Source organism: Hydrogenophaga sp., from assembly GCF_014773545.1.
Taxonomy (GTDB): Bacteria; Pseudomonadota; Gammaproteobacteria; order Burkholderiales; family Burkholderiaceae_C; genus Hydrogenophaga.
Window position 1 is genome coordinate 1 of sequence record NZ_SDDV01000009.1, and the last position, 19,305, is coordinate 19,305.

Annotated in this window: 18 protein-coding genes; 10 read left to right on the top strand and 8 right to left on the bottom strand. The window is 64.0% G+C overall.

The window, feature by feature from the left end; translation table 11 throughout:
- Positions 1-245 precede the first annotated feature (245 nt).
- Genes EST26_RS07695 through EST26_RS07705 form a run of 3 tightly spaced genes read right to left on the bottom strand, consistent with a single transcriptional unit; the run spans position 246 to position 2,037 of the window.
- On the bottom strand, positions 246-881 hold the full coding sequence (locus tag EST26_RS07695; RefSeq protein ID WP_291066739.1) for a 2-hydroxychromene-2-carboxylate isomerase: 636 nt from the start codon (positions 879-881) through the stop codon (positions 246-248).
- 13 nt (positions 882-894) lie between these two features.
- A complete protein-coding gene (locus EST26_RS07700) occupies positions 895-1,116 on the bottom strand; it encodes a DUF1289 domain-containing protein (RefSeq protein WP_291066740.1) in 222 nt (73 codons plus the stop codon).
- A gap of 15 nt (positions 1,117-1,131) precedes the next feature.
- Positions 1,132-2,037, bottom strand: a complete 906-nt coding sequence (locus EST26_RS07705) for a hydroxymethylglutaryl-CoA lyase (RefSeq protein ID WP_291066742.1) — start codon at positions 2,035-2,037, stop codon at positions 1,132-1,134.
- A 321-nt stretch (positions 2,038-2,358) separates the two neighbouring features.
- Between EST26_RS07705 and EST26_RS07710 the strand changes: the two genes are divergently transcribed.
- The 4 genes from EST26_RS07710 (at position 2,359) to bamE (ending at position 6,108) form a co-directional block, all read left to right on the top strand.
- Positions 2,359-2,940 carry a GbsR/MarR family transcriptional regulator gene (locus EST26_RS07710; protein WP_291066875.1) on the top strand — a complete coding sequence of 194 codons (582 nt, stop codon included), beginning with the start codon at positions 2,359-2,361 and terminating at the stop codon, positions 2,938-2,940.
- Between the two features lie 20 nt (positions 2,941-2,960).
- On the top strand, positions 2,961-4,328 hold the full coding sequence (locus tag EST26_RS07715) for a cytochrome ubiquinol oxidase subunit I (protein ID WP_291066743.1): 1,368 nt from the start codon (positions 2,961-2,963) through the stop codon (positions 4,326-4,328).
- Position 4,329: 1 nt separating this feature from the next.
- A complete protein-coding gene (locus EST26_RS07720; RefSeq protein WP_291066745.1) occupies positions 4,330-5,325 on the top strand; it encodes a cytochrome d ubiquinol oxidase subunit II in 996 nt (331 codons plus the stop codon).
- A 261-nt stretch (positions 5,326-5,586) separates the two neighbouring features.
- Complete coding sequence (gene bamE / locus EST26_RS07725; RefSeq protein WP_291066746.1) at positions 5,587-6,108, top strand: outer membrane protein assembly factor BamE; 522 nt, start codon at positions 5,587-5,589, stop codon at positions 6,106-6,108.
- Positions 6,109-6,115: 7 nt separating this feature from the next.
- Here the strand turns inward: bamE and metG are convergent, their stop codons facing one another.
- Positions 6,116-8,239 carry a methionine--tRNA ligase gene (metG, locus tag EST26_RS07730; RefSeq protein WP_291066749.1) on the bottom strand — a complete coding sequence of 708 codons (2,124 nt, stop codon included), beginning with the start codon at positions 8,237-8,239 and terminating at the stop codon, positions 6,116-6,118.
- Between the two features lie 150 nt (positions 8,240-8,389).
- Between metG and apbC the strand changes: the two genes are divergently transcribed.
- Positions 8,390-9,481 carry an iron-sulfur cluster carrier protein ApbC gene (gene apbC / locus EST26_RS07735; protein ID WP_291066750.1) on the top strand — a complete coding sequence of 364 codons (1,092 nt, stop codon included), beginning with the start codon at positions 8,390-8,392 and terminating at the stop codon, positions 9,479-9,481.
- Positions 9,482-9,754: 273 nt separating this feature from the next.
- Here apbC and EST26_RS07740 read toward each other — a convergent pair whose 3' ends face one another.
- From EST26_RS07740 to EST26_RS07755, 4 genes are read right to left on the bottom strand one after another with little or no spacing between them, the layout of a single operon-like run.
- Positions 9,755-11,251 carry an AMP nucleosidase gene (locus tag EST26_RS07740; protein ID WP_291066752.1) on the bottom strand — a complete coding sequence of 499 codons (1,497 nt, stop codon included), beginning with the start codon at positions 11,249-11,251 and terminating at the stop codon, positions 9,755-9,757.
- Positions 11,252-11,273: 22 nt separating this feature from the next.
- Positions 11,274-12,686 carry a glutathione-disulfide reductase gene (gene gorA / locus EST26_RS07745; protein WP_291066753.1) on the bottom strand — a complete coding sequence of 471 codons (1,413 nt, stop codon included), beginning with the start codon at positions 12,684-12,686 and terminating at the stop codon, positions 11,274-11,276.
- 7 nt (positions 12,687-12,693) lie between these two features.
- Positions 12,694-13,773 (bottom strand): Holliday junction branch migration DNA helicase RuvB, encoded by a 1,080-nt coding sequence (gene ruvB / locus EST26_RS07750; protein WP_291066755.1) that lies wholly within the window; start codon positions 13,771-13,773, stop codon positions 12,694-12,696.
- A gap of 25 nt (positions 13,774-13,798) precedes the next feature.
- The gene (locus EST26_RS07755) at positions 13,799-14,293 is read right to left on the bottom strand and encodes a heme-binding protein (protein ID WP_291066757.1); all 495 of its coding nucleotides are present in this window, start codon (positions 14,291-14,293) and stop codon (positions 13,799-13,801) included.
- 266 nt (positions 14,294-14,559) lie between these two features.
- Here EST26_RS07755 and argS point away from each other — a divergent pair, with 266 nt between their 5' ends.
- The 5 genes from argS (at position 14,560) to lptB (ending at position 19,297) form a co-directional block, all read left to right on the top strand.
- A complete protein-coding gene (gene argS, locus EST26_RS07760; RefSeq protein ID WP_291066759.1) occupies positions 14,560-16,245 on the top strand; it encodes an arginine--tRNA ligase in 1,686 nt (561 codons plus the stop codon).
- 94 nt (positions 16,246-16,339) lie between these two features.
- Positions 16,340-17,056, top strand: a complete 717-nt coding sequence (locus EST26_RS07765) for an SPOR domain-containing protein (protein ID WP_291066761.1) — start codon at positions 16,340-16,342, stop codon at positions 17,054-17,056.
- 68 nt (positions 17,057-17,124) lie between these two features.
- Positions 17,125-17,778, top strand: coding sequence for a thiol:disulfide interchange protein DsbA/DsbL (locus EST26_RS07770; protein WP_291066762.1), 654 nt, complete (start codon positions 17,125-17,127; stop codon positions 17,776-17,778).
- A 116-nt stretch (positions 17,779-17,894) separates the two neighbouring features.
- The gene (gene lptA / locus EST26_RS07775; RefSeq protein ID WP_291066764.1) at positions 17,895-18,521 is read left to right on the top strand and encodes a lipopolysaccharide transport periplasmic protein LptA; all 627 of its coding nucleotides are present in this window, start codon (positions 17,895-17,897) and stop codon (positions 18,519-18,521) included.
- Entirely contained in the window at positions 18,518-19,297 is a 780-nt protein-coding gene (gene lptB / locus EST26_RS07780; protein ID WP_291066765.1) for an LPS export ABC transporter ATP-binding protein, read from the top strand. The genes lptA and lptB overlap by 4 nt, the downstream gene beginning before the upstream one ends.
- The last annotated feature ends 8 nt before the right edge of the window (positions 19,298-19,305 follow it).

Consider the following 19,305-nt stretch of genomic DNA (forward strand, 5'->3'; position numbering starts at 1 on the left):
TGGGCTGCGAGGCGATATTCGATGGTCTGGTGCTCGCCTGGGACGATGAGCGGCGAGCTTACGGCGAGCAACGTATCTGGGCACTTCTGGAAATACCCGTTCGCCCGGAAACAGGGACCGCGACTGCCCTATCTGTTCCAGGGCTGGTTGGTGCAAAAAGCGATTTGAGTCAGACGCAGGCCGGGCCAGCCCAGAGTCCTTCGATGGACTCAGAAGAAACCGGTTTGATCGGGCTGGCCAGCGACCTACAAGCCGGCCTCTGCTGCCTCAGCGCCGCCCTGAGCCAAGCGCTCGCGCAACATGGGCAGGGCATCCAGACCCCAGAACAACTCGCCGCGCAGCAAGCAGGTCGGCACGCCAAAGGCACCCAGGGCCAGGGCGGCGTCGGTATTGGCGCGCAGGCGCTGCTTGACCGCCTCACTGTCCGGCGCCAGCCAGGGTTTTTCGCGCTGCGCCATGTGCGTTTGCAAGCGATCCTGCAATTGGGCCAGACGGGTCGGGTCGCTCGCGCTGTGGCCGCCGCGCCATACGAAATGAAACAACTGCTCGGTGACGTAGCGGTTGGTCTGCGTGGGCGCGTCTTCACTGGCGCAGGCCAACCCCAGACGCAGCAGCGCCAGCGACGAAAACGGATGTTCGGCCGGCCAGTCCAACGGTACACCGTGCTGCCGTGCCAGCCAGTTCACCTGACGCAGCATCCATTGGCGCTTGGCCGGTATTTCTGCCGGCCCGCGCAGTCCGTGTGCCTTGAGCAGCGCCCCCAGCAACACCGGCTGGTAGCGCAGCCGCAGGCTGTGGCCTTGCAGCGCCTGCGGCAGACACTCGAATGCCAGATAGGCATAGGGCGAGAGCGGGTCGTAGAAAAAAGTGATGTCTTCCATATCGATCCCGTCCTCAGACGCTGCCAAGCTGGCGCGCTTCGATCTGTGCCCAGACCTCAAGCCGCTCGGCATCGCTTAACTGCGTCCACTGGCCAATTTCTTGCAGCGTGCGCCAGCAGCCCTTGCAGCGACCCAGGGCCTCGTCCAGTTCGCACACCGACACGCAGGGCGAGGGCACGCCCGGGCCGACGTGCTGCGCGCGCGCATCGTGCAGGTTGATCAACGCTTGGTTCATGAGCATCCCCGCAGTTTATCGCCGACTCAGCAGCGCGCGCGCCACGCGCGAGCCGCTCGGGCGACCCAGGTGTGCGCTGATGAACTGGCCGGCGTCCACCAGCGCAGCCAGGTCGATGCCGGTTTCAATGCCCATGCCGTGCAGCAGGTACACCAGGTCTTCGGTGGCCACGTTGCCATTGGCGCCTCTGGCGTAGGGGCAGCCGCCCAGCCCGGCCACGGACGACTGGAAGTTCCACACGCCCATGTGCAGCGCGGCCAGCGTGTTGGACAGCGCCTGGCCGTAGGTGTCGTGGAAGTGGCCGCTGACGTGGTCGATGGGGAAGTGCTTCAGCGCCGCCTCGATGGCGGCCTGCACGCGCTTGGGCGTGCCCACGCCAATGGTGTCGGCCACGTCCACGCGCTGCACGCCGATGCCTTTCATCAGGCCCGCCAGATAATCCACCCGCTCGGGGGCTATCTCACCCTCGTACGGACAGCCCACGGCGCAGCTCATGGCGCCACGCACCGCAATGCCCGCCGCCTTCGCGGCTTCGACCACCGGGGCGAAGCGCTCGATGCTCTGCGCGATCGAGCAGTTGATGTTCTTCTGGCTGAAAGCCTCGCTGGCGGCGCCGAACACCACGATCTCGTGTGGCTGGTCGAGCAGGGCGGCCTCGAAACCCTTGAGGTTGGGTGTGAGCACAGAGTAGCGCACGCCGGCCTGGCGCCTGATGCCACGCATGACTTCGTGCTTGTCGGCCATCTGCGGCACCCACTTCGGGCTCACGTACGACGTGACCTCGATTTCCCTCAGGCCGGCCGCCTGCAGGCGCTGCACCAGCTCGATCTTCACCGCGGCCGGCACCGGCTGCTTTTCGTTCTGCAGACCGTCGCGCGGGCCAACGTCGATGAGGCGGACCTGGCTGGAAATGTCATTCATGTTCTTGATCTGAAACGGTTTTGAAGCGCCGGCACATTCAAGTCCCAAGTGCAACAGGTTTGATGATAGTGGACCAGTAGGCCTGAAAGTCAAACGAGCCCTGAAGAAGAAGCAGCTCAGCAGGGGACTTCCAGCCCAACGACTGGGGTGTAGGTCTTGGGCAAGCAACAGACTCTCCAGAAGAATGTGTTGCAGTTGGACTTTGAGCTCGGGCCGTCTTGCAATAACCCAGGGAGCCCAAAGGACTTCAATGACTCCCTAGAATTTCACAATTTTCTGAAATCTCAGAAATCTCAGAAATCTCAGAAAACTAGAAAAGTCATGGAAACCACACCGCTCACCCTTTCGTTTATTCACCATTTTGGTGAAATGGGCAGCCGCTGGGGCATCAACCGCACGGTCGGTCAGATTTATGCCCTGCTGTTCGTCTCGCGCGAGCCGCTGTGTGCGGATGACATTGCGCAAGCGCTGCAATTTTCTCGATCCAATGTCAGCATGGGGCTCAAGGAACTCCAGTCTTGGCAGCTGGTGAAGCTGCGCCACTTTCCGGGCGATCGCCGCGAGTTCTTCGAGGCACCCGAAGACGTGTGGAAAATCTTCCACACCCTAGCCGACCAGCGGCGACGGCGTGAGGTCGAGCCCACACAGAGCATGTTGCGCGTGGCCTTGCTGCAAACCCCCAGCAACCAAGACGAAGTCTACGCCCAGGAGCGAATGCGCGAGATGCACGATTTGATCGAGCAGCTCATGGACTGGTTTGACGAAGTCCAAAAGCTGTCGCCAGAAACTGCGAAACAACTGCTGAACATGGGAACCAAGGTCTCCAAAGTCTTGGAGCTCAAAGACCGTCTGACTGGCAAATCCAGCCGCAGAAAAGAAGATCCCAGCAGCAACGCTGCCTGAACCTCGCAACGGAGCCCTACATGGAATTCGATACCTTGTTGCTGTCTCGCATTCAGTTTGCGGTCAATATAAGCTTTCACATCCTCTTCCCGACCATCACCATCGCGTTGGCTTGGTATCTGGTGTACTTTCGGATCCGCTTCATTCGGACCCGCGATGTCGCTTATGAAGAGGCGTATTATTTCTGGACCAAGATATTTGCCCTGACCTTTTCCCTGGGCGTGGTCTCAGGCATTGTGATGAGCTTCCAGTTTGGCACCAACTGGCCGGGCTTTATGGAGCGAACCGGCAATATTTCGGGGCCGTTGCTGGGCTTCGAGGTGTTGACCGCTTTCTTCTTGGAGGCTAGCTTTCTGGGCATCATGCTGTTTGGCCGAGGCCGTGTGAGCGAGCGGGTGCATATGACGGCCACCTTGCTGGTCGCTTGTGCCACCACCCTGTCGGCCTTCTGGATTCTGAGCTTGAACTCGTGGATGCAGACCCCAGCGGGTTACGAAATTGTCAACGGCGAATTCATACCGGTGGACTGGCTGTCCATCATCTTCAACCCGTCATTCCCGTACCGGCTGTCGCACAAGCTGCTTGCATCGGCCCTCACGGCCTCCTTTCTGATAGCCGGCCTATGTGCCTGGCAGTTGATCAAAGGCAGCGCAACCCGCGGCACCCACAAGGCCTTGCGTGCATCCGTGCTGGTTGCGGTGGTGGTCATGCCGATACAGATTTTTGTTGGCGATCTGCATGGCCTCAACACCCTGAAGTATCAACCGGCCAAGGTGGCCGCCATTGAAGCCATCTGGGAGACCCAGCGTGGCGCACCTCTGGTGCTTTTTGGGATTCCCGACGAAGAAGCCCAGACAACCCACTTTGCCGTGCAAATACCCAACCTGGCCAGCCTGATTCTGACCCACGAGTGGTATGGCGAACTGAAAGGCCTGAATGAATTCGAGGGTTCGCACCCCCCCGTGGCGCCTGTGTTCTTTGCCTTCCGCCTGATGGTGGGTGTCGGGATGTTGATGCTGATCGTGGCCTTCTGGTCGGCCTGGAAGCTCTGGCCACAGCGCCGGGCAGCAAGCACCCAGTTGTCGCGGCCCTTGTTGTGGACGCTGGCGGGCATGACCTTCTCGGGTTGGGTCGCCACACTGGCGGGTTGGTACGTGACGGAAATCGGCCGTCAGCCCTATGTGGTGTACGGACTGCTGCGAACCGATGAGGTGGTGACGCAAATAGTTCCCCCCGGCTCTGTGTGGGCAACGCTGATCGTCTATGTGGTGGTCTACACGCTGTTGCTGATTGGGTACATCGGGGTGCTGAAGCACATGGCGGAAAACCCCAAGCCGGTGGGCATCACCCCGCCTGCCGACGCCAGCCTGGGAAAGACAGGAGCCTGACATGACATTTGCTGAATTCCTACCCTTGTTTTTCATGGTCGTGATGGGCTTATCCTTGCTGGCCTATGTGATTCTGGACGGCTTCGATTTGGGCGTTGGGTTGCTTCTACCCTTGGGCAGCGACACCCAAAAAGACACCATGATTGCCAGCATAGGCCCCTTCTGGGATGCCAACGAAACCTGGCTCGTGCTCGGCGTTGGTGTGCTGCTGGTGGCCTTCCCCAAGGCGCATGGTGTGGTACTGCAGGCACTGTACCTGCCAGTCGCCGTCATGCTGATCGGCCTGATTTTGCGTGGCGTGGCCTTCGACTTCCGATCCAAGGCGCCGCTGCCCTACAAACCCTTCTGGAACCGGGCGTTCTTTGCGGGTTCGCTGATCGCCAGCGCGGCGCAAGGCTGGATGCTGGGCAGCTACATCACCGGATTCGACAACAGTCTGCTGGGCTGGACATTCAGTCTGGCGATCGCCATCACGTTGCCGGCGGCCTACGTATTGCTGGGATCCGGCTGGTTGATCATGAAAACCGAAGGCGAGCTCCAAGACAAGGCGGTGCGCTGGGCGCACAGGGCGTTGTGGCCTATGGCGTTTTCGTTGATAGCCATATCGGTGGCCACCCCACTGGTCAGTGAACAGGTCTGGGACAAGTGGTTTGCGGTACCGGAGTTTTTGATGCTCTTGCCCGTGCCTTTGATGAGTGTCCTGGCCCTGGTGGCTATCCATTGGGTGAGCGCACGTCCGGCCTTGGTAAATGCCGGCTACGGCTGGCTGATCTTTGCCAATACGGTACTGATCTTCGTGCTGGCCTTCTTTGGCCTGGCCTACAGCCTTTACCCCTATGTCGTGATCGGCCAGATGACCATTCATGAAGCTGCGGCCATCACCCAGTCGCTGACCGTGACCTTCATCGGCGTGGCGATCATGGTGCCGCTCATCATCGGCTACACCATCTTCATGTACAAAACGTTCTGGGGCAAGGCGCGCGCCTTGACCTATTGATCCTAAATCCGGCAGTTGGACGCGCCCCAGGGCGGCTCAATCGGGTGCGTAGCGCTCGCACCCAGCAGGTGAGTGCCTTCGTGGTCAAATGAGTGTGTGTTCCTGGGCGTTTCCAGCGCAAACTGCGCGGTCAACTGCCGGATTTAGGTTGAACCCCAGGGTGTTGCACTTCGGGTTTGAATCCGCTTTTTTTTTGCCCACTCCAGTTGCAGCAGAACGGCCTGCTCAGGCCTGACAATCGGGGCTCAAGCCGGAGCTGCCATGCACACGTTTTTTCGAACGCAAGCCAGACCTTGGTCGACCTGGTCCGCCGTGCTGGGCCTTGCCCTGCTGCTGAGCGCCTGCGACCCCCGACACATCGGCAAACTCGAACCAGGCGTATCCACCGAAGCCGATGTGCGCGAACGCTTTGGGGCACCCGAGGCCATTTGGGACGGCCCGGACGGGGCGCAAATCTTCGAATACAACCACCAACCCGGCGGCTACCAGAATTACATGATTACCATCGCTGCCGACGGCAGCATGAGCGCACGACACCAGGTGCTGACAGCGCACAACTTTGCGCGCATCAAGCCCGGCATGAGCATGGAAGAGGTGCGCCGCATGCTGGGCAAGCCAAAGGCGATCTTGCGTTTCGATCTCAAGCGCGAGCTGCACTACGACTGGCGCTACCGCGACGGCCCAAACGAGAGCGACTCCCGAGTGTTCACGGTGGTGTTCGACCACGACTTGCGCGTGGCCTCGACCCACTCGGTGCGCGACCCGGCGCTCGAGCGCAACTGAGCCGGCCTCAGCGCAGCCGCATACCCGGCTGTGCACCCGGCCACGGCGCAAGGAGGTAGATACCTGGGTTGGCTTGCTCATCGGCGTCACTGGCGGCCAGCACCATGCCTTCGCTCAGACCGAACTTCATTTTGCGCGGCGCCAAATTGGCCAGCACCACGGTGAGCTGGCCGACCAAGTCAGCGCTTTGATAGGCGCTGGCAATACCGGCCAACACCGAGCGCGTGAGCGGCTGGCCTTGCGCGTCAACGCCCTCCCCCACATCCAGCGTCAGACGCAGCAGCTTGGTCGATCCGGGCACGGCTTCGCAGGCCAGGATGCGCGCGATCCGCAGGTCGATCTTGGCAAAGTCGTCGATGGCAATGGTCGGCGCCAGCGCTTGCCCGCCGGGCAGAGCGGGTTTGGGCGCGGGTTTGGGTTCGGCTGTGGCGGTCGAAGGCTCGAACAGCGCTTCGAGCTGCTGGGCATCGACGCGCTGCAGCAAGTGCCGATAGGGCTGGATGCGGTGACCCGCACCCAGCAGGCGCTGCGCGTCGGCAAACTGCATCGGTTCTATGCACAAAAACGCCTCCACCTCGGCCGCCAGCGCCGGCAGCACCGGCTTCAAGTAAAGCGTGAGCAGGCGAAAGGCCTCGATGCAGGTGCTGCAAACGTCGTGCAGCCGTCCTGCCAGCGCGTCTTGTTTGGCCAGCTCCCAGGGTTTGTTCTGGTCCACGTAGCTGTTGACGCGGTCGGCCAGTTGCATGATCTCGCGCATCGCCTTGCCGGTTTCACGCTCGGCATAGAGCTGGGCCAGCAGCGGCGCGGCCATCTGCAACTGATCGAGCACGGTCTCGCCGTCGCTGGAGACTTCGCCCAGGCGGGCGTCGAAACGCTTGGCAATGAAGCCGGCCGCGCGCGACGCGATATTGATGTACTTGCCCACCAAATCGCTATTGACCCGGGCCATGAAGTCTTGCGGATTGAAGTCGACATCTTCGCTCCTGCCGCTGAGCTTGGCCGCGAGGTAGTAGCGCAGCCACTGCGGGTTCATGCCCAGCAAGAGGTACTTGAGCGGATCGAGACCGGTGCCCCGGCTCTTGCTCATTTTCTCGCCTTCGTTGAGGGTCAGGAAGCCGTGCACGAACACCGCATTGGGCAGCTTGCGACCGGAAAAATGCAGCATGGCAGGCCAAAACAAGGTGTGAAAGGTGATGATGTCCTTGCCAATGAAGTGGAACTGCTCGGTCTCGGGGTCGGCCATGAAGGCCTCGAACGACTGCGTCTCGCCGCATGCCGCCTGGGCGCCGCCCTGGTCGAAATAACTTTTCAGCGCCGCCAGGTAGCCGATGGGAGCGTCCAGCCAGACGTAGAAATACTTGCCCGGCGCATCAGGAATTTCAATACCGAAATAGGGTGCGTCGCGGCTGATGTCCCAGTCGCCCATTTTTGGCTTGCCGTCTGCGCCGGGCTCTATCCACTCGCTGATCTTGTTGAGCACCTCGGGCTGCACCGCGCCGCTTTGCGTCCACTGGTCGAGCAAGGCCAGACAACGCGGGTCTGAGAGTCGGAAGAAAAAATGCTCGGAAGACTTCAGCACCGGCACCGCACCCGAGAGCGCCGAGCGCGGGCTTGTCAACTCGGTCGGCGCATAGACCGCACCACAGACCTCGCAGTTGTCGCCGTACTGGTCTTGGGCGCCGCACTTCGGGCACCCCCCCAGCACGTAGCGGTCTGACAAAAACATGCCCTTCTCGGGGTCGAAGAACTGCTCGATGCAGCGCGTCTCGATCAGACCGTTCGCTTTTAGCGCGCGGTACACGTCTTGCGCGAGCTGGTGGTTTTCCACCGCGTCGGTGCTGTGCCAGTGGTCAAAAGCAATGTGAAACCCGTCCAGATAGGCTTTGCGGCCAGCCGCAATGGCGGCGACGAACTGCTGCGGACTCAGGCCGGCCTTTTCGGCCGCAATCATGATCGGTGCGCCATGCGCGTCGTCGGCGCAAACGAAGTGCACTTGGTGGCCCTGCATGCGCTGGTAGCGCACCCAGATGTCGGCCTGGATGTACTCCATGATGTGGCCGATGTGGAAATGCCCGTTGGCGTAAGGCAGTGCGGTGGTGACGAACAGGCGGCGCGGGTGTCGCTGACTCATGGGGGAATGCTTTCGATCCGGGAAGCGTCGATTTTAGGCCGCCCGCGCGCGATACCCTTTGCCGGCGGCCGTCTATCTTGTGCTGCCACCGGCAACGGTAGACTGCAGGCGCTTGCACCCTTCGAACAACCCGCCAGGAGACCTTCTCGCATGACCATTGACCAAGCCACGCTGCTGAGCGCCCTGAAAACCGTGACCGACCCGAACACGGGCGTCGACTTCGTCTCCAGCCGAGCGCTGAAAAACCTCCAAATCCAAGGGCGCGACGTGGCGTTTGACGTCGAGCTGGGCTACCCGGCCAAAAGCCAGCTCCCGGCGCTGCGCCGGGCGCTGATCCAAGCGGCCAAAACCGTCCCCGGCGTGGAAAACGTTTCGATCAACCTGAGCAGCCACATTGTGGCCCATGCCGTGCAGCGCGGCGTGCAACTGCTGCCGAACGTGAAGAACATCATTGCCGTGGCCTCTGGCAAGGGCGGCGTGGGCAAGAGCACCACCGCCGCCAACCTGGCACTGGCGCTGGCCGCCGAAGGCGCGCGCGTGGGCATACTGGACGCCGACATCTACGGCCCGAGCCAACCCATGATGATGGGCTTGAGCGGCCGCCCCGAAAGCGCCGACGGCAAGACCATGGAGCCGATGGAGAATTACGGCGTGCAGGTGATCTCGATCGGGTTTTTGATCGACCGCGACGAAGCCATGATCTGGCGCGGCCCGATGGCGACCCAAGCGCTGGAGCAACTGCTGCGCCAGACCAACTGGGGCGCGCTGGATTATTTGATTGTCGACCTGCCGCCCGGCACCGGCGACATCCAGCTCACCTTGTCCCAGCGCGTGCCGCTGACCGGCGCGGTGATCGTTACCACGCCGCAAGACATTGCCCTGCTCGACGCGCGCAAAGGCATCAAAATGTTCGAAAAAGTCGGCGTGCCGATTCTGGGCATTGTGGAGAACATGGCGGTCTATTGCTGCCCCAACTGCGGTCACACCGAGCATATCTTCGGCGCCGAAGGCGGCAAACGCATGGCGGCCGAGTACAGCATGGACTATCTGGGCGCCTTGCCGCTGAACATGCAAATTCGCATACAAGCCGACAGCGGCACGCCCACCGTGGTGGCCGATCCCGATGGCGAGATCAGCGCCATTTACAAAGCGGTGGCGCGTCAGGTGGCGATCAAAATCGCCGCCCGGGCAAAGGATTTTTCTTCCAAGTTTCCGAGCATAAAAATCTCGAAAGAGACTTGAGCCTTGGCCGGCTCGGGCAGCCACCTGCCGCCCCACCCGTGCTGCGCTGCAGCGCGTTCGCTTGCATGAAAGCGCGCCTTCAACCCAGTGAGCAACAACCGTTCGCCCTGAGCCAGTCGAAGGAAGGCGCGTGCGATCTGGACTTCGACAGGCTCAGTCCGAACGGGAACAAGAATTGCTCTGCCCAACCGTTCGCCCTGAGCTTGTCGAAGGAAGCTTGTCGAAGGGCTCAACCCGAACGAAACGCAAGACTGCGCCGCGGGCCGAGTCTAGCTAGCGAAACGCCACCTCGGCAAAGCTGCGCAGCTTGCGGCTGTGCAAGGGGCCCACGCCATCCTGGCGCAGGCGTTCGAGCGCGCGCACGCCAATGCGCAGGTGCTGGTCGACCCGCTCGCGGTAGAACTGGTTGGCCATGCCGGGCAGCTTGAGCTCGCCGTGCAGCGGCTTGTCGCTCACGCACAGCAAAGTGCCATAGGGCACGCGCAAACGAAAACCGTTCGCCGCGATGGTGGCCGACTCCATGTCGAGCGCCACCGCGCGCGACTGTGAAAAACGGCGCTGCGGCTGCTGGTCCGGCAGCAGCTCCCAGTTGCGGTTGTCGGTGCTGGCGACGGTGCCGGTGCGCATGATGCGCTTGAGCTCATGCGGCGCCAGGCCGGTCACGTCGGCCACGGCAGCCTCCAGGGCCACTTGAATCTCGGCCAGCGCCGGAATGGGCACCCACAGCGGCAGGTCTTCGTCCAGCACGTGGTCTTCGCGCACGTAGGCGTGCGCCAGCACATAGTCACCCAGTTGCTGGGTGCTGCGCAAACCGGCGCAGTGGCCAATCATCAGCCAGGCGTGCGGGCGCAACACGGCAATGTGGTCGGTGATGGTCTTGGCGTTGGCCGGCCCGACGCCGATGTTGACCAGCGTGATGCCACTGCGACCCTCGCGCCACAGGTGGTAGGCCGGCATTTGCGGCAGGCGCGACGGCTCCTGCCCGAGCGCATCAGCCGCCTGCGCCGCACAGCCCACCCGGCGCGTGACCCGGTTGCCCGGCTCGACCAAGGCCTGGTACGGACTGTGCGGGTTGGCCATCTCTTGCTGGCCGAGCAAGATGAATTCGTCGATGTAAAACTGGTAGTTGGTAAACAGCACGAAGTTCTGAAACCAGTCGGCCGAGCTGCCGCAGTAGTGGCGCAGCCGCTGCAACGAATAGTCGACCCGGGGCGCGGTGAACAACGCCAGCGGCTGCGGCTGGCCCGCGCGGGGCTGGTGCGTGCCGTTGGCAATGCCGTCGTCCATCGCAGCGAGATCGGGGTAATCAAAGCACTCGCGCATTTGCAAGCGCCGCTCGGCGCTGAGCTGGCCTTGCAAGTGCTCGTGCTCGGAGAACACGAAATGAACCGGTATCGGCTGCGTGCTGGTGCCCACTTCGAGCGGGCCGCCGTGGTTGGCCAGCAGCAGCTCGAACTGCTCCAGGTAGTAATCGGCAAACAGGTCGGGCCGGGTCAGGGTGGCCTCGAAGCGGCCCGGCCCGGCCACGAAGCCGTAGCTCAGGCCTTGCAGCGCACGCGCGCCATGCCCGGTCTGGCTGCCAGCGTGCAAGCGCACGCAGGGGTAGCAGGCGCGCACGCGCCGCCGGCCCTGCTGTGCGTCGTCGACGAACTCGCGCAGCGAGCGCTGCAAAAACGCCACACCCAAGCGATAAATCTGCTGCACCTGGGCCAAGGCGGCCGCAGCGTCGCTGAAAAAAGCGGGCGCGATATAGGGCGGTGACTCTGGCATGTGGACTGGGCGCTGCTGTGTTTTAGCGCAGCAGCGCTGCGCGCATGGTGACGAATTCTTCTGCTGCGCTGGGATGAATGCCGATGGTGGCGTCGAACATCGCCTTGGTCGCGCCGGCTTTCATGGCAACCGCAAAACCCTGCACGATCTCAGCCGCGTCGGCACCCACCATGTGCAGACCGACCACGCGATCGCTGGCGCCGTCGACCACCAGCTTCATGAGCGTGCGCTCGCTGCGACCCGACAAGGTGTGCTTGAGCGCTTTGAACTCGCTGCGAAACACCTTGATCTGGCCCAGGCGCTCGCGCGCAGCGGCCTCGGTCAGACCGACGCAGGCCAGCGCCGGATGGGTGAAGACGGCACTCGGTATGCCCTCGTAGTCCATTGCGCCAACCGCCTGCGCGCTTGCCTGGGGCGCGCTGCCAAACAAGCGCTGCACCACCTGCATGGCTTCGGCCAGCGCCACCGGCGTGAGCTGCACGCGCTGGGTGACGTCACCCACGGCGTGGATGCCGGGCACATTGGTCTGGTAATGCGCGTCGACCAAGACCTCGCCTTGCGCGCCCTGCGCCACGCCCACCAACTCCAGCCCCAGACCCTGCACGTTGGCCCGACGGCCGGTGGCGTAGAGCACGGCGTCGGCCTGCAGCACGCCGCCGCCCTCCAGATCGACCTGCAAACCGTCGGCGCTGCGGCGAATATCGACCACGCCGCTGTTGAGCCGCAAGTCCAGGCCCGCCTTGACCCACTCGGCAGCGGCAAAATGCCGCAGCTCGTCGTCAAAACCGCGCAAAACCTGCTCGCCGCGGTAGATCTGCGTCACCCGCGCACCCAGGCCGGTGAAGATGGAGGCAAATTCGCAGGCAATGTAGCCGCCGCCGACCACCACCAGCCGCTGCGGAAAAGGCTCCAGATCGAAAATCTCGTTTGAGGTGATGGCGTGTTCGCGCCCCTGAAAGTGCGGCACGTGCGGCGTGCCGCCGGTGGCAATCAGGATGTGCTCGGCGCTGAAGTTCCGATGCCCCGCGCTGCCGTCGGCGTTGAGCGTGGCCAGAGCGACGCCGCGCTCGCCCTGCAGACGGGCAAAACCGTCGAACAGCGTGACGCCTGCGGCGCGCAGCAAGTCGGCGTACACCGCGTTCAGGCGGTTGATCTCTTGCGCCCGGTTGGCTTTGAGCGCCGCCCAGTTCAGGCTGGGCTTGTCGCCCTGCCAGCCAAAACCGCGCGCGTCATCGAAGGCATGGGAAAAGTCGGCCGCGTAGCGGTAGAGTTTTTTTGGAATGCAGCCCAGATTGACGCAGGTGCCGCCCAGGCCCTCGGGGCCCAGGGTTTCGGCCAGCGCCACGCGCGCGCCCAACTGGGCCGCCAGGCGCGCGGCGCGCACGCCACCGCTGCCGCCGCCTATCACAAAGAGGTCAAAATCGTGCTTGCTCATGCTGTGCTCAGGTCTGAGGAAAGGGAAGATGCGTGCCGGTCGTCCACAAATCTGCCGCAACGGCCGACGGTGCCAGCCCCAGGTGCCGGTAGGCCGACTGGGTGGCGATGCGCCCGCGCGGCGTACGCTGTAAAAAGCCCTGCTGGATCAGGTAGGGCTCGATCACGTCCTCGATGGTATCGCGCTCTTCGCCGATACAGGCGGCGATGTTGTCCAGCCCGACCGGGCCGCCATCGAAGCGTTGAATCACGGCTTCGAGCAGTTTGCGGTCCATCAGGTCAAAGCCCTGCGGATCGACGTCGAGCATGGCCAGCGCGCGCTGCGCCAGCTCGTGCGTGATGCGGCCGCTGCCCTTGACGTCGGCGTAGTCGCGCACCCGGCGCAGCAGCCGGTTGGCAATGCGTGGCGTGCCACGCGAGCGCCGCGCCAGTTCGGCCGCGCCCTGGGCGTCGATCTCCACTTGCAACAGGCGCGCGCTGCGCGTGACGATCAGCTCGAGTTCTTGCGGCGTGTAAAACTCCAGCCGGGCAATGATGCCAAAGCGATCGCGCAGCGGGTTGGTCAGCATGCCCGCGCGCGTGGTCGCGCCCACCAGGGTGAAGGGCTGCAAATCGAGCTTGATGCTGCGCGCCGCCGGGCCCTCGCCGATCATGATGTCGATCTGGTAGTCCTCCAGCGCCGGGTACAAAATCTCCTCGACCACCGGGCTCAGACGGTGAATCTCGTCGATGAACAGCACGTCGTTGGGCTCCAGATTGGTCAGCAGCGCGGCCAGGTCTTTCGGCTTTTCCAGCACCGGCCCACTGGTCTGACGAAGCTTGACGCCCAGCTCTTGCGCGACGATGTGCGACAGCGTGGTCTTGCCCAGCCCGGGCGGGCCAAACAGCAACACGTGGTCGAGCGCCTCGCCGCGCTTTTTTGCCGCACCGATGAAAATTTCGAGCTGCTCGCGCACTTTTTTCTGACCGACGTATTCGTCCAGCAACTTGGGCCGCAGCGCCCGCTCGATCGCTTCTTCCTTGGGCGAAGCGGGCACGGCCGACACCAAACGCGGTACAGGCGAAAAATCGTCGGTCTGAACGGTCATGCGACCGCTTTTTTGCTGCTGCGGGTCAAAACTGAATCTCCTCAGCAATGGCGTGCAGACCGGCCTGCGCGCAGCCGTCGTCAGCCTCGCCAGAAGGCCCACCCGAGACACCGATGCCGCCAAAAATCGAACCGCCGCCCTCGATCATCAAGCCCCCGCCTACCGCCAACATGCGCGAGACGCCCAGCAGGCCGCTCATGGGCTGGCCCGGCTGCGTCAGGCCAGCCAGCTCCAGGGTCGAGGTGCGAAAGCTGAGCGCGCTCCAGGCCTTGTCGGACGCCACTTCCACCGTGTGCGGGCCGGCAAAGCGGTCGCGCAAAAAGACTTGCTTCGTTCCCGATCGATCGACCACCGCCACCGCCACCTGAAAACCCTGCGCGCGGCAACGCTCCAGCGCCGCCTGCGCAGCCTGCAAGGCCAGCTCAGGGGTCAAGGACCGGCTGGCAAAGGTCGCTGTCTGGGCCGCTGCGGCGCTGGCCAGCGTCCACAGTGAAATGACCATCAGGGTTCGAAGCGACACGGCAGTCTCCGGGTTGTAAAAGAACCCAACAGGATCAGCGCCGACGACAGGCGCAAAAGCAAGGATGACAAGTCGGTTTGATCTTACACGTACTGCGCTGCCGGTACAAACACTGGTGTGGTGGTGCGCACTCACCATCCTCAGCCCCTCGAACTGCAGCCGCATCGGGCGCACGGCAGCAGCCGACAACCAGCGATCAAGACACGCCTTCGCTCTTCGAGAATGCGCTCGACGAGCAAAGCCCGACAGGCTTCTAAAATCGCCCCATGCTCAAGATCAAACAAGAATTGCTCGCCGGTCTGGCCAGCGCGCTCGACGCCCTTGCGCCTGGTGCCGGCGCCAAGGCCGCCTTTGAATCACCCAAGCTGGCCGCGCACGGTGACTTCGCCATCACCGCCGCCATGCAGTTGGCCAAGCCGCTCAAGCTCAACCCGCGCCAACTGGGCGAGTCGCTGCGCCATGCGCTGCTGGCGCAAGCGGTCTACCAGCGCTGGGTGTGCGACATCGACATCGCCGGCCCGGGTTTTCTCAACATCCGCTTGAAAACGCAAGCCAAGCAGCAAATCGTGCGCGAGGTGCTGCAAGAAGGCGCGCTCTTTGGCGCGGCGCCCGGCAAGGGTCAGCGGGTGCTGGTCGAATTCGTCTCGGCCAACCCGACCGGTCCGCTGCACGTCGGCCACGGCCGCCAAGCCGCCCTGGGCGACGCGATCTGCAACCTGCTCGCCAGCCAAGGCTGGCAGGTACAGCGCGAGTTTTACTACAACGACGCCGGCGTGCAAATCAACACCCTGGCGCGCAGCACCCAGTTGCGCGCCCAGGGCTACCAGCCGGGCGACCCGACATGGCCCGAGACGGCCTACAACGGCGACTACGTCGCCGACATCGCCGCCGACTACCTGGCCAAAAAAACCGTGTACGCCGACGACCGCGCCTACACCGCCAGCGGGGACCCGCTGGCGCTGGACGACATCCGCCTGTTTGCCGTGGCCTACCTGCGGCACGAACAAGACCTAGACCTGCAGGCCTTTGGCGTCCGCTTCGACCACTACCACCTCGAATCCAGCCTCTACACCAGCGGCGAGGTCGACGCCACCGTGCAGCAACTGCGCGCGGCCGGCAAAACCTACGAACACGACGGCGCGCTGTGGCTGCGCTCGACCGACTACGGCGACGACAAAGACCGCGTGATGCGCAAGGGTGACGGCAGCTACACCTACTTCGTGCCCGACGTGGCCTACCACGTCAGCAAGTGGGAGCGTGGCTTTACCCGCGTCGTCAACATCCAGGGCAGCGACCACCACGGCACCATCGCGCGCGTGCGTGCCGGCCTGCAGGCCTTGAACATCGGCATCCCTGCGGGCTACCCCGACTACGTGCTGCACACCATGGTGCGCGTGCTGCGCGCCGGCCAAGAGGTCAAAATCAGCAAACGCGCCGGCAGCTACGTGACGCTGCGCGACCTAATCGAGTGGACCTCGAGAGACGCGGTGCGCTTCTTTCTGCTCAGCCGCAAACCCGACACCGAATACACCTTCGACGTCGACCTGGCGGTGCAACAAAACAACGACAACCCGGTTTACTACGTGCAGTACGCGCACGCACGCATCTGCTCGGTGCTGGCAGCCTGGCAAGAAAAAGAAAGCGGCGACCCGGCCACGCTGTGTGATGCCGACCTGAGCGCGCTCAACAGCCCACCGGCGCAGGCGCTGATGCTGCTGCTGGCCAAATACCCCGCCATGCTCAGCGATGCCGCGCGCGACTTTGCGCCGCACGACCTCAGTTTTTACTTGCGCGAACTGGCGGCCTGCTATCACAGCTACTACGACGCCGAACGCATTTTGGTCGACGAGCCCGAGGTCAAGCGCGCGCGACTGGCGCTGGTGGCAGCCACCGCACAGGTGTTGCGCAACGGCCTGGCGCTGCTGGGCGTGAGCGCGCCGCAAAAAATGTGAAACGGCCACGGGGCGACCCCGCCCAGTCAGCTTGCTTGCCCTGCCGTGGCGCGCACCGCACCCGGCGACGGCGGCTGATTGATAATCGGGCCTCATGAAACATCCATCGTTCGCGATCGGCCAGCACAGCCCTGGCGACCACCCACTGAGCCGCCTGCAACGCGGCGGCACGCTGCTGGGCTTTTGCGTGGGCCTGCTGCTCGGTCTGGCGCTGTCCTTGCTGGTGGCGCTGTACGTCACGCGCGTGCAAGCACCGTTTGTCGCGCGCGATGTCACGCGCGACCCGGCCGAGGACGTTAGAGAAACCGAACGCAACATCGGCTGGAACCCGAACGCCGCTCTGGGCACCGGAGCGCCGGTCGCACCCATATCCACAGTGCCCGCAAGCGCCGCCCCGGCGACGCCGCCCGCGCCGTTGGCAACACCCGCACCTGCTGCGCCGACCGCAGCAGCCGATCCGCTGGGCGATCTGGCGCGGGCCCAGTTGGACCAGGCCCGCGCCAACGCAGCCAACGCAGCCAACGCAGCCAACGCAGCCAGCGACGCGCCGGAGCGCGCCGCGACCACCGCGCGGCCGGTCATTTTCTACGTGCAAGCCGGCGCATTTGCCAACCCTGAAGAAGCCCAGACCCAGCGCGCCAAACTGGTGCTGATGGGCCAGAACGCCAGCATCAGCGAACGCGAACAAGCCGGCCGCACGGTGCACCGGGTGCGGCTGGGGCCGTTTGATCAACAAGCTGCAGCCGAAGCCGTGCGCGACCAGTTGCAGGCCCAGGGTCTGGACGCGACGCTGGTGCACGTGCAGCGCTGAAACCCGAGCTGACGGGAACTTGGCAACCCGGCCTCGACTCCCAAGAACGCCATCAAGGAGCTTGACCCATGCAAAGACGAGAGTTCTCACGCGCCGCTTTGCTCAGCGGCGCCGCTGCCAGCGTCGGCCTGGCGGGCCTGCTGAGCCAGCGGCCCGCGCACGCGCAAACCGCCGCCCCCAGGGAAGGCCGCGATTTTCTTCGCCTGGCGCGCCCCGCCCCGGTGGACAGCCCGCCCGGCAAGATTGAGGTGCTGGAGTTTTTTGCCTACACCTGCGTCCACTGCTTCAACTTTGAGCCGCTGCTGAGCGCCTGGATGCGCACCCAGGCAGCCGACGTGGTAGTGCGCCGCACGCCGGTGGCCTTCAGCGACGCCTTCGTGCCCTACCAGCGCCTGTACTACGCGCTTGAAGCCATGAGCCAAATCGACGCACTGCATGCGCGCGTGTTTCGCGCCATTCATGTCGACCGGCAGCGCCTGGGAACCCCAGAAGCCATCACCGACTGGGTCGTCAGACAAGGCGTCGATCGGGAAAAATTCAGCGGCTTTTACAACTCTTTCGCGGTCGCCGGCCGGGTGCGGCGTGCCACCCAACTGCAAGAGGCCTACCTGGTCGAGGGCACGCCCTCGCTCGGTGTGGCGGGGCGCTTTTACGTGCCGGGCCAAGGCGCGCGCACCCTGCAGGTGGCGCAAGCGCTGATCGCCGGTCTGCGCAGCGCCTGAGCGCCCGATCAAAAACCCGCTGCGCGCGGGTCTTTGGCAGGCCGACTTGCCGAGCGGCCAGACACGCGCCAGCGAGCTGGGTACAATAGACGCAAGTTCCGTGCCCAATTTCCGCCATGCCCCCTTTGCCCCTCACCCGCCTATTTTGCTCGCTGGCTGTCGCGCTGGCGCTGGCGCTGCCTGCTTGGGCTGCCACGCAAACGCAGCGGCCAGATCGCGAGCAACCGATGCTCATCGAAGCCGACGCGCTGCGCCACGATGACGCGCGTCAGATCAGCGTGTTCACCGGCAACGTCGTCATCACCCAGGGCAGCCTGCAAATACGCGGCGCCGAGGTGGAAATCAGCCGCAACGCCCAGGGCCAGCAACGAGGCATCATTACCGGCAATCCGGCGTTTTTTCGCCAGCAGCGCAGCGGTCTGAACGAATTCATTGAAGGCCAGGCGCTGCGCATCGAGCACGACGGCCAGGCCGACGCAGTGCGCCTGATCGGCAACGCCGTGCTGCGCCGGTTTCTGGACGCGCGGCTCAACGATGAAACCTCGGGCCACCTGATCACCTACAACAACCGCGACGGCATGTTCACGGTCGAAGGCGGCGCTGCCAGCCGCACCCCGGCCAACCCGCTCGGGCGCGTGCGCGCCATGATCACTCCGACGCCGCGCGCCGCCGCGCCCACCGCGCCAGCGCCTGCCCCGCTGCCCTTGCGTCCCAGCGGCGAACTCGGCGGGGCGCGCCCGTGACGGCGGCCGCCACCGGCAGCCCCAGCGCCCCCGCCTGCCACCGATTGGAGGCGCACGGACTGAAAAAGTCCTACGGCAGCCGCCAGGTGATCAAAAGCGTATCGCTGACGGTCAGCCAAGGTGAGGTGGTTGGCCTGCTCGGGCCCAACGGCGCCGGCAAGACCACCACCTTTTACATGCTGGTCGGTCTGCTGCGCGCCGACGGCGGACAGATCGTGCTCGACGGTCAGCCCATCGAGCGCGCGCCCATGCACCGGCGCGCGCGCCTCGGCCTGGGGTATTTGCCGCAGGAAGCCTCCATTTTCCGCAAACTGACCGTGGCCGAGAACGTGCGTGCGGTGCTCGAACTGCAAACCGGCGCCAACGGTCGGCCGCTGGGCCAAGCCGCCATGGAACAGCGCCTCGACGCCCTGCTGCAAGACCTGCACGTCGAGCATCTGCGCAACGCACCAGCACCCGCCCTCTCGGGGGGCGAGCGGCGCCGGGTCGAAATTGCGCGCGCGCTGGCCACCAGCCCGCGCTTTATCTTGCTCGACGAGCCGTTTGCCGGCATCGACCCGATCGCGGTGATAGAGATCCAGCGCATCATCGGTTTTCTAAAGTCACGCGGTATCGGCGTGCTGATCACCGACCACAACGTGCGCGAAACACTGGGCATCTGCGACCGCGCCTACATCATCAACGACGGCCAGGTACTCGCCAGCGGCACGCCGGCCGAGATCGTCGCCAACGCCGAGGTGCGCCGGGTCTATCTCGGCGAACACTTCAAGATGTGAGGCGCGCC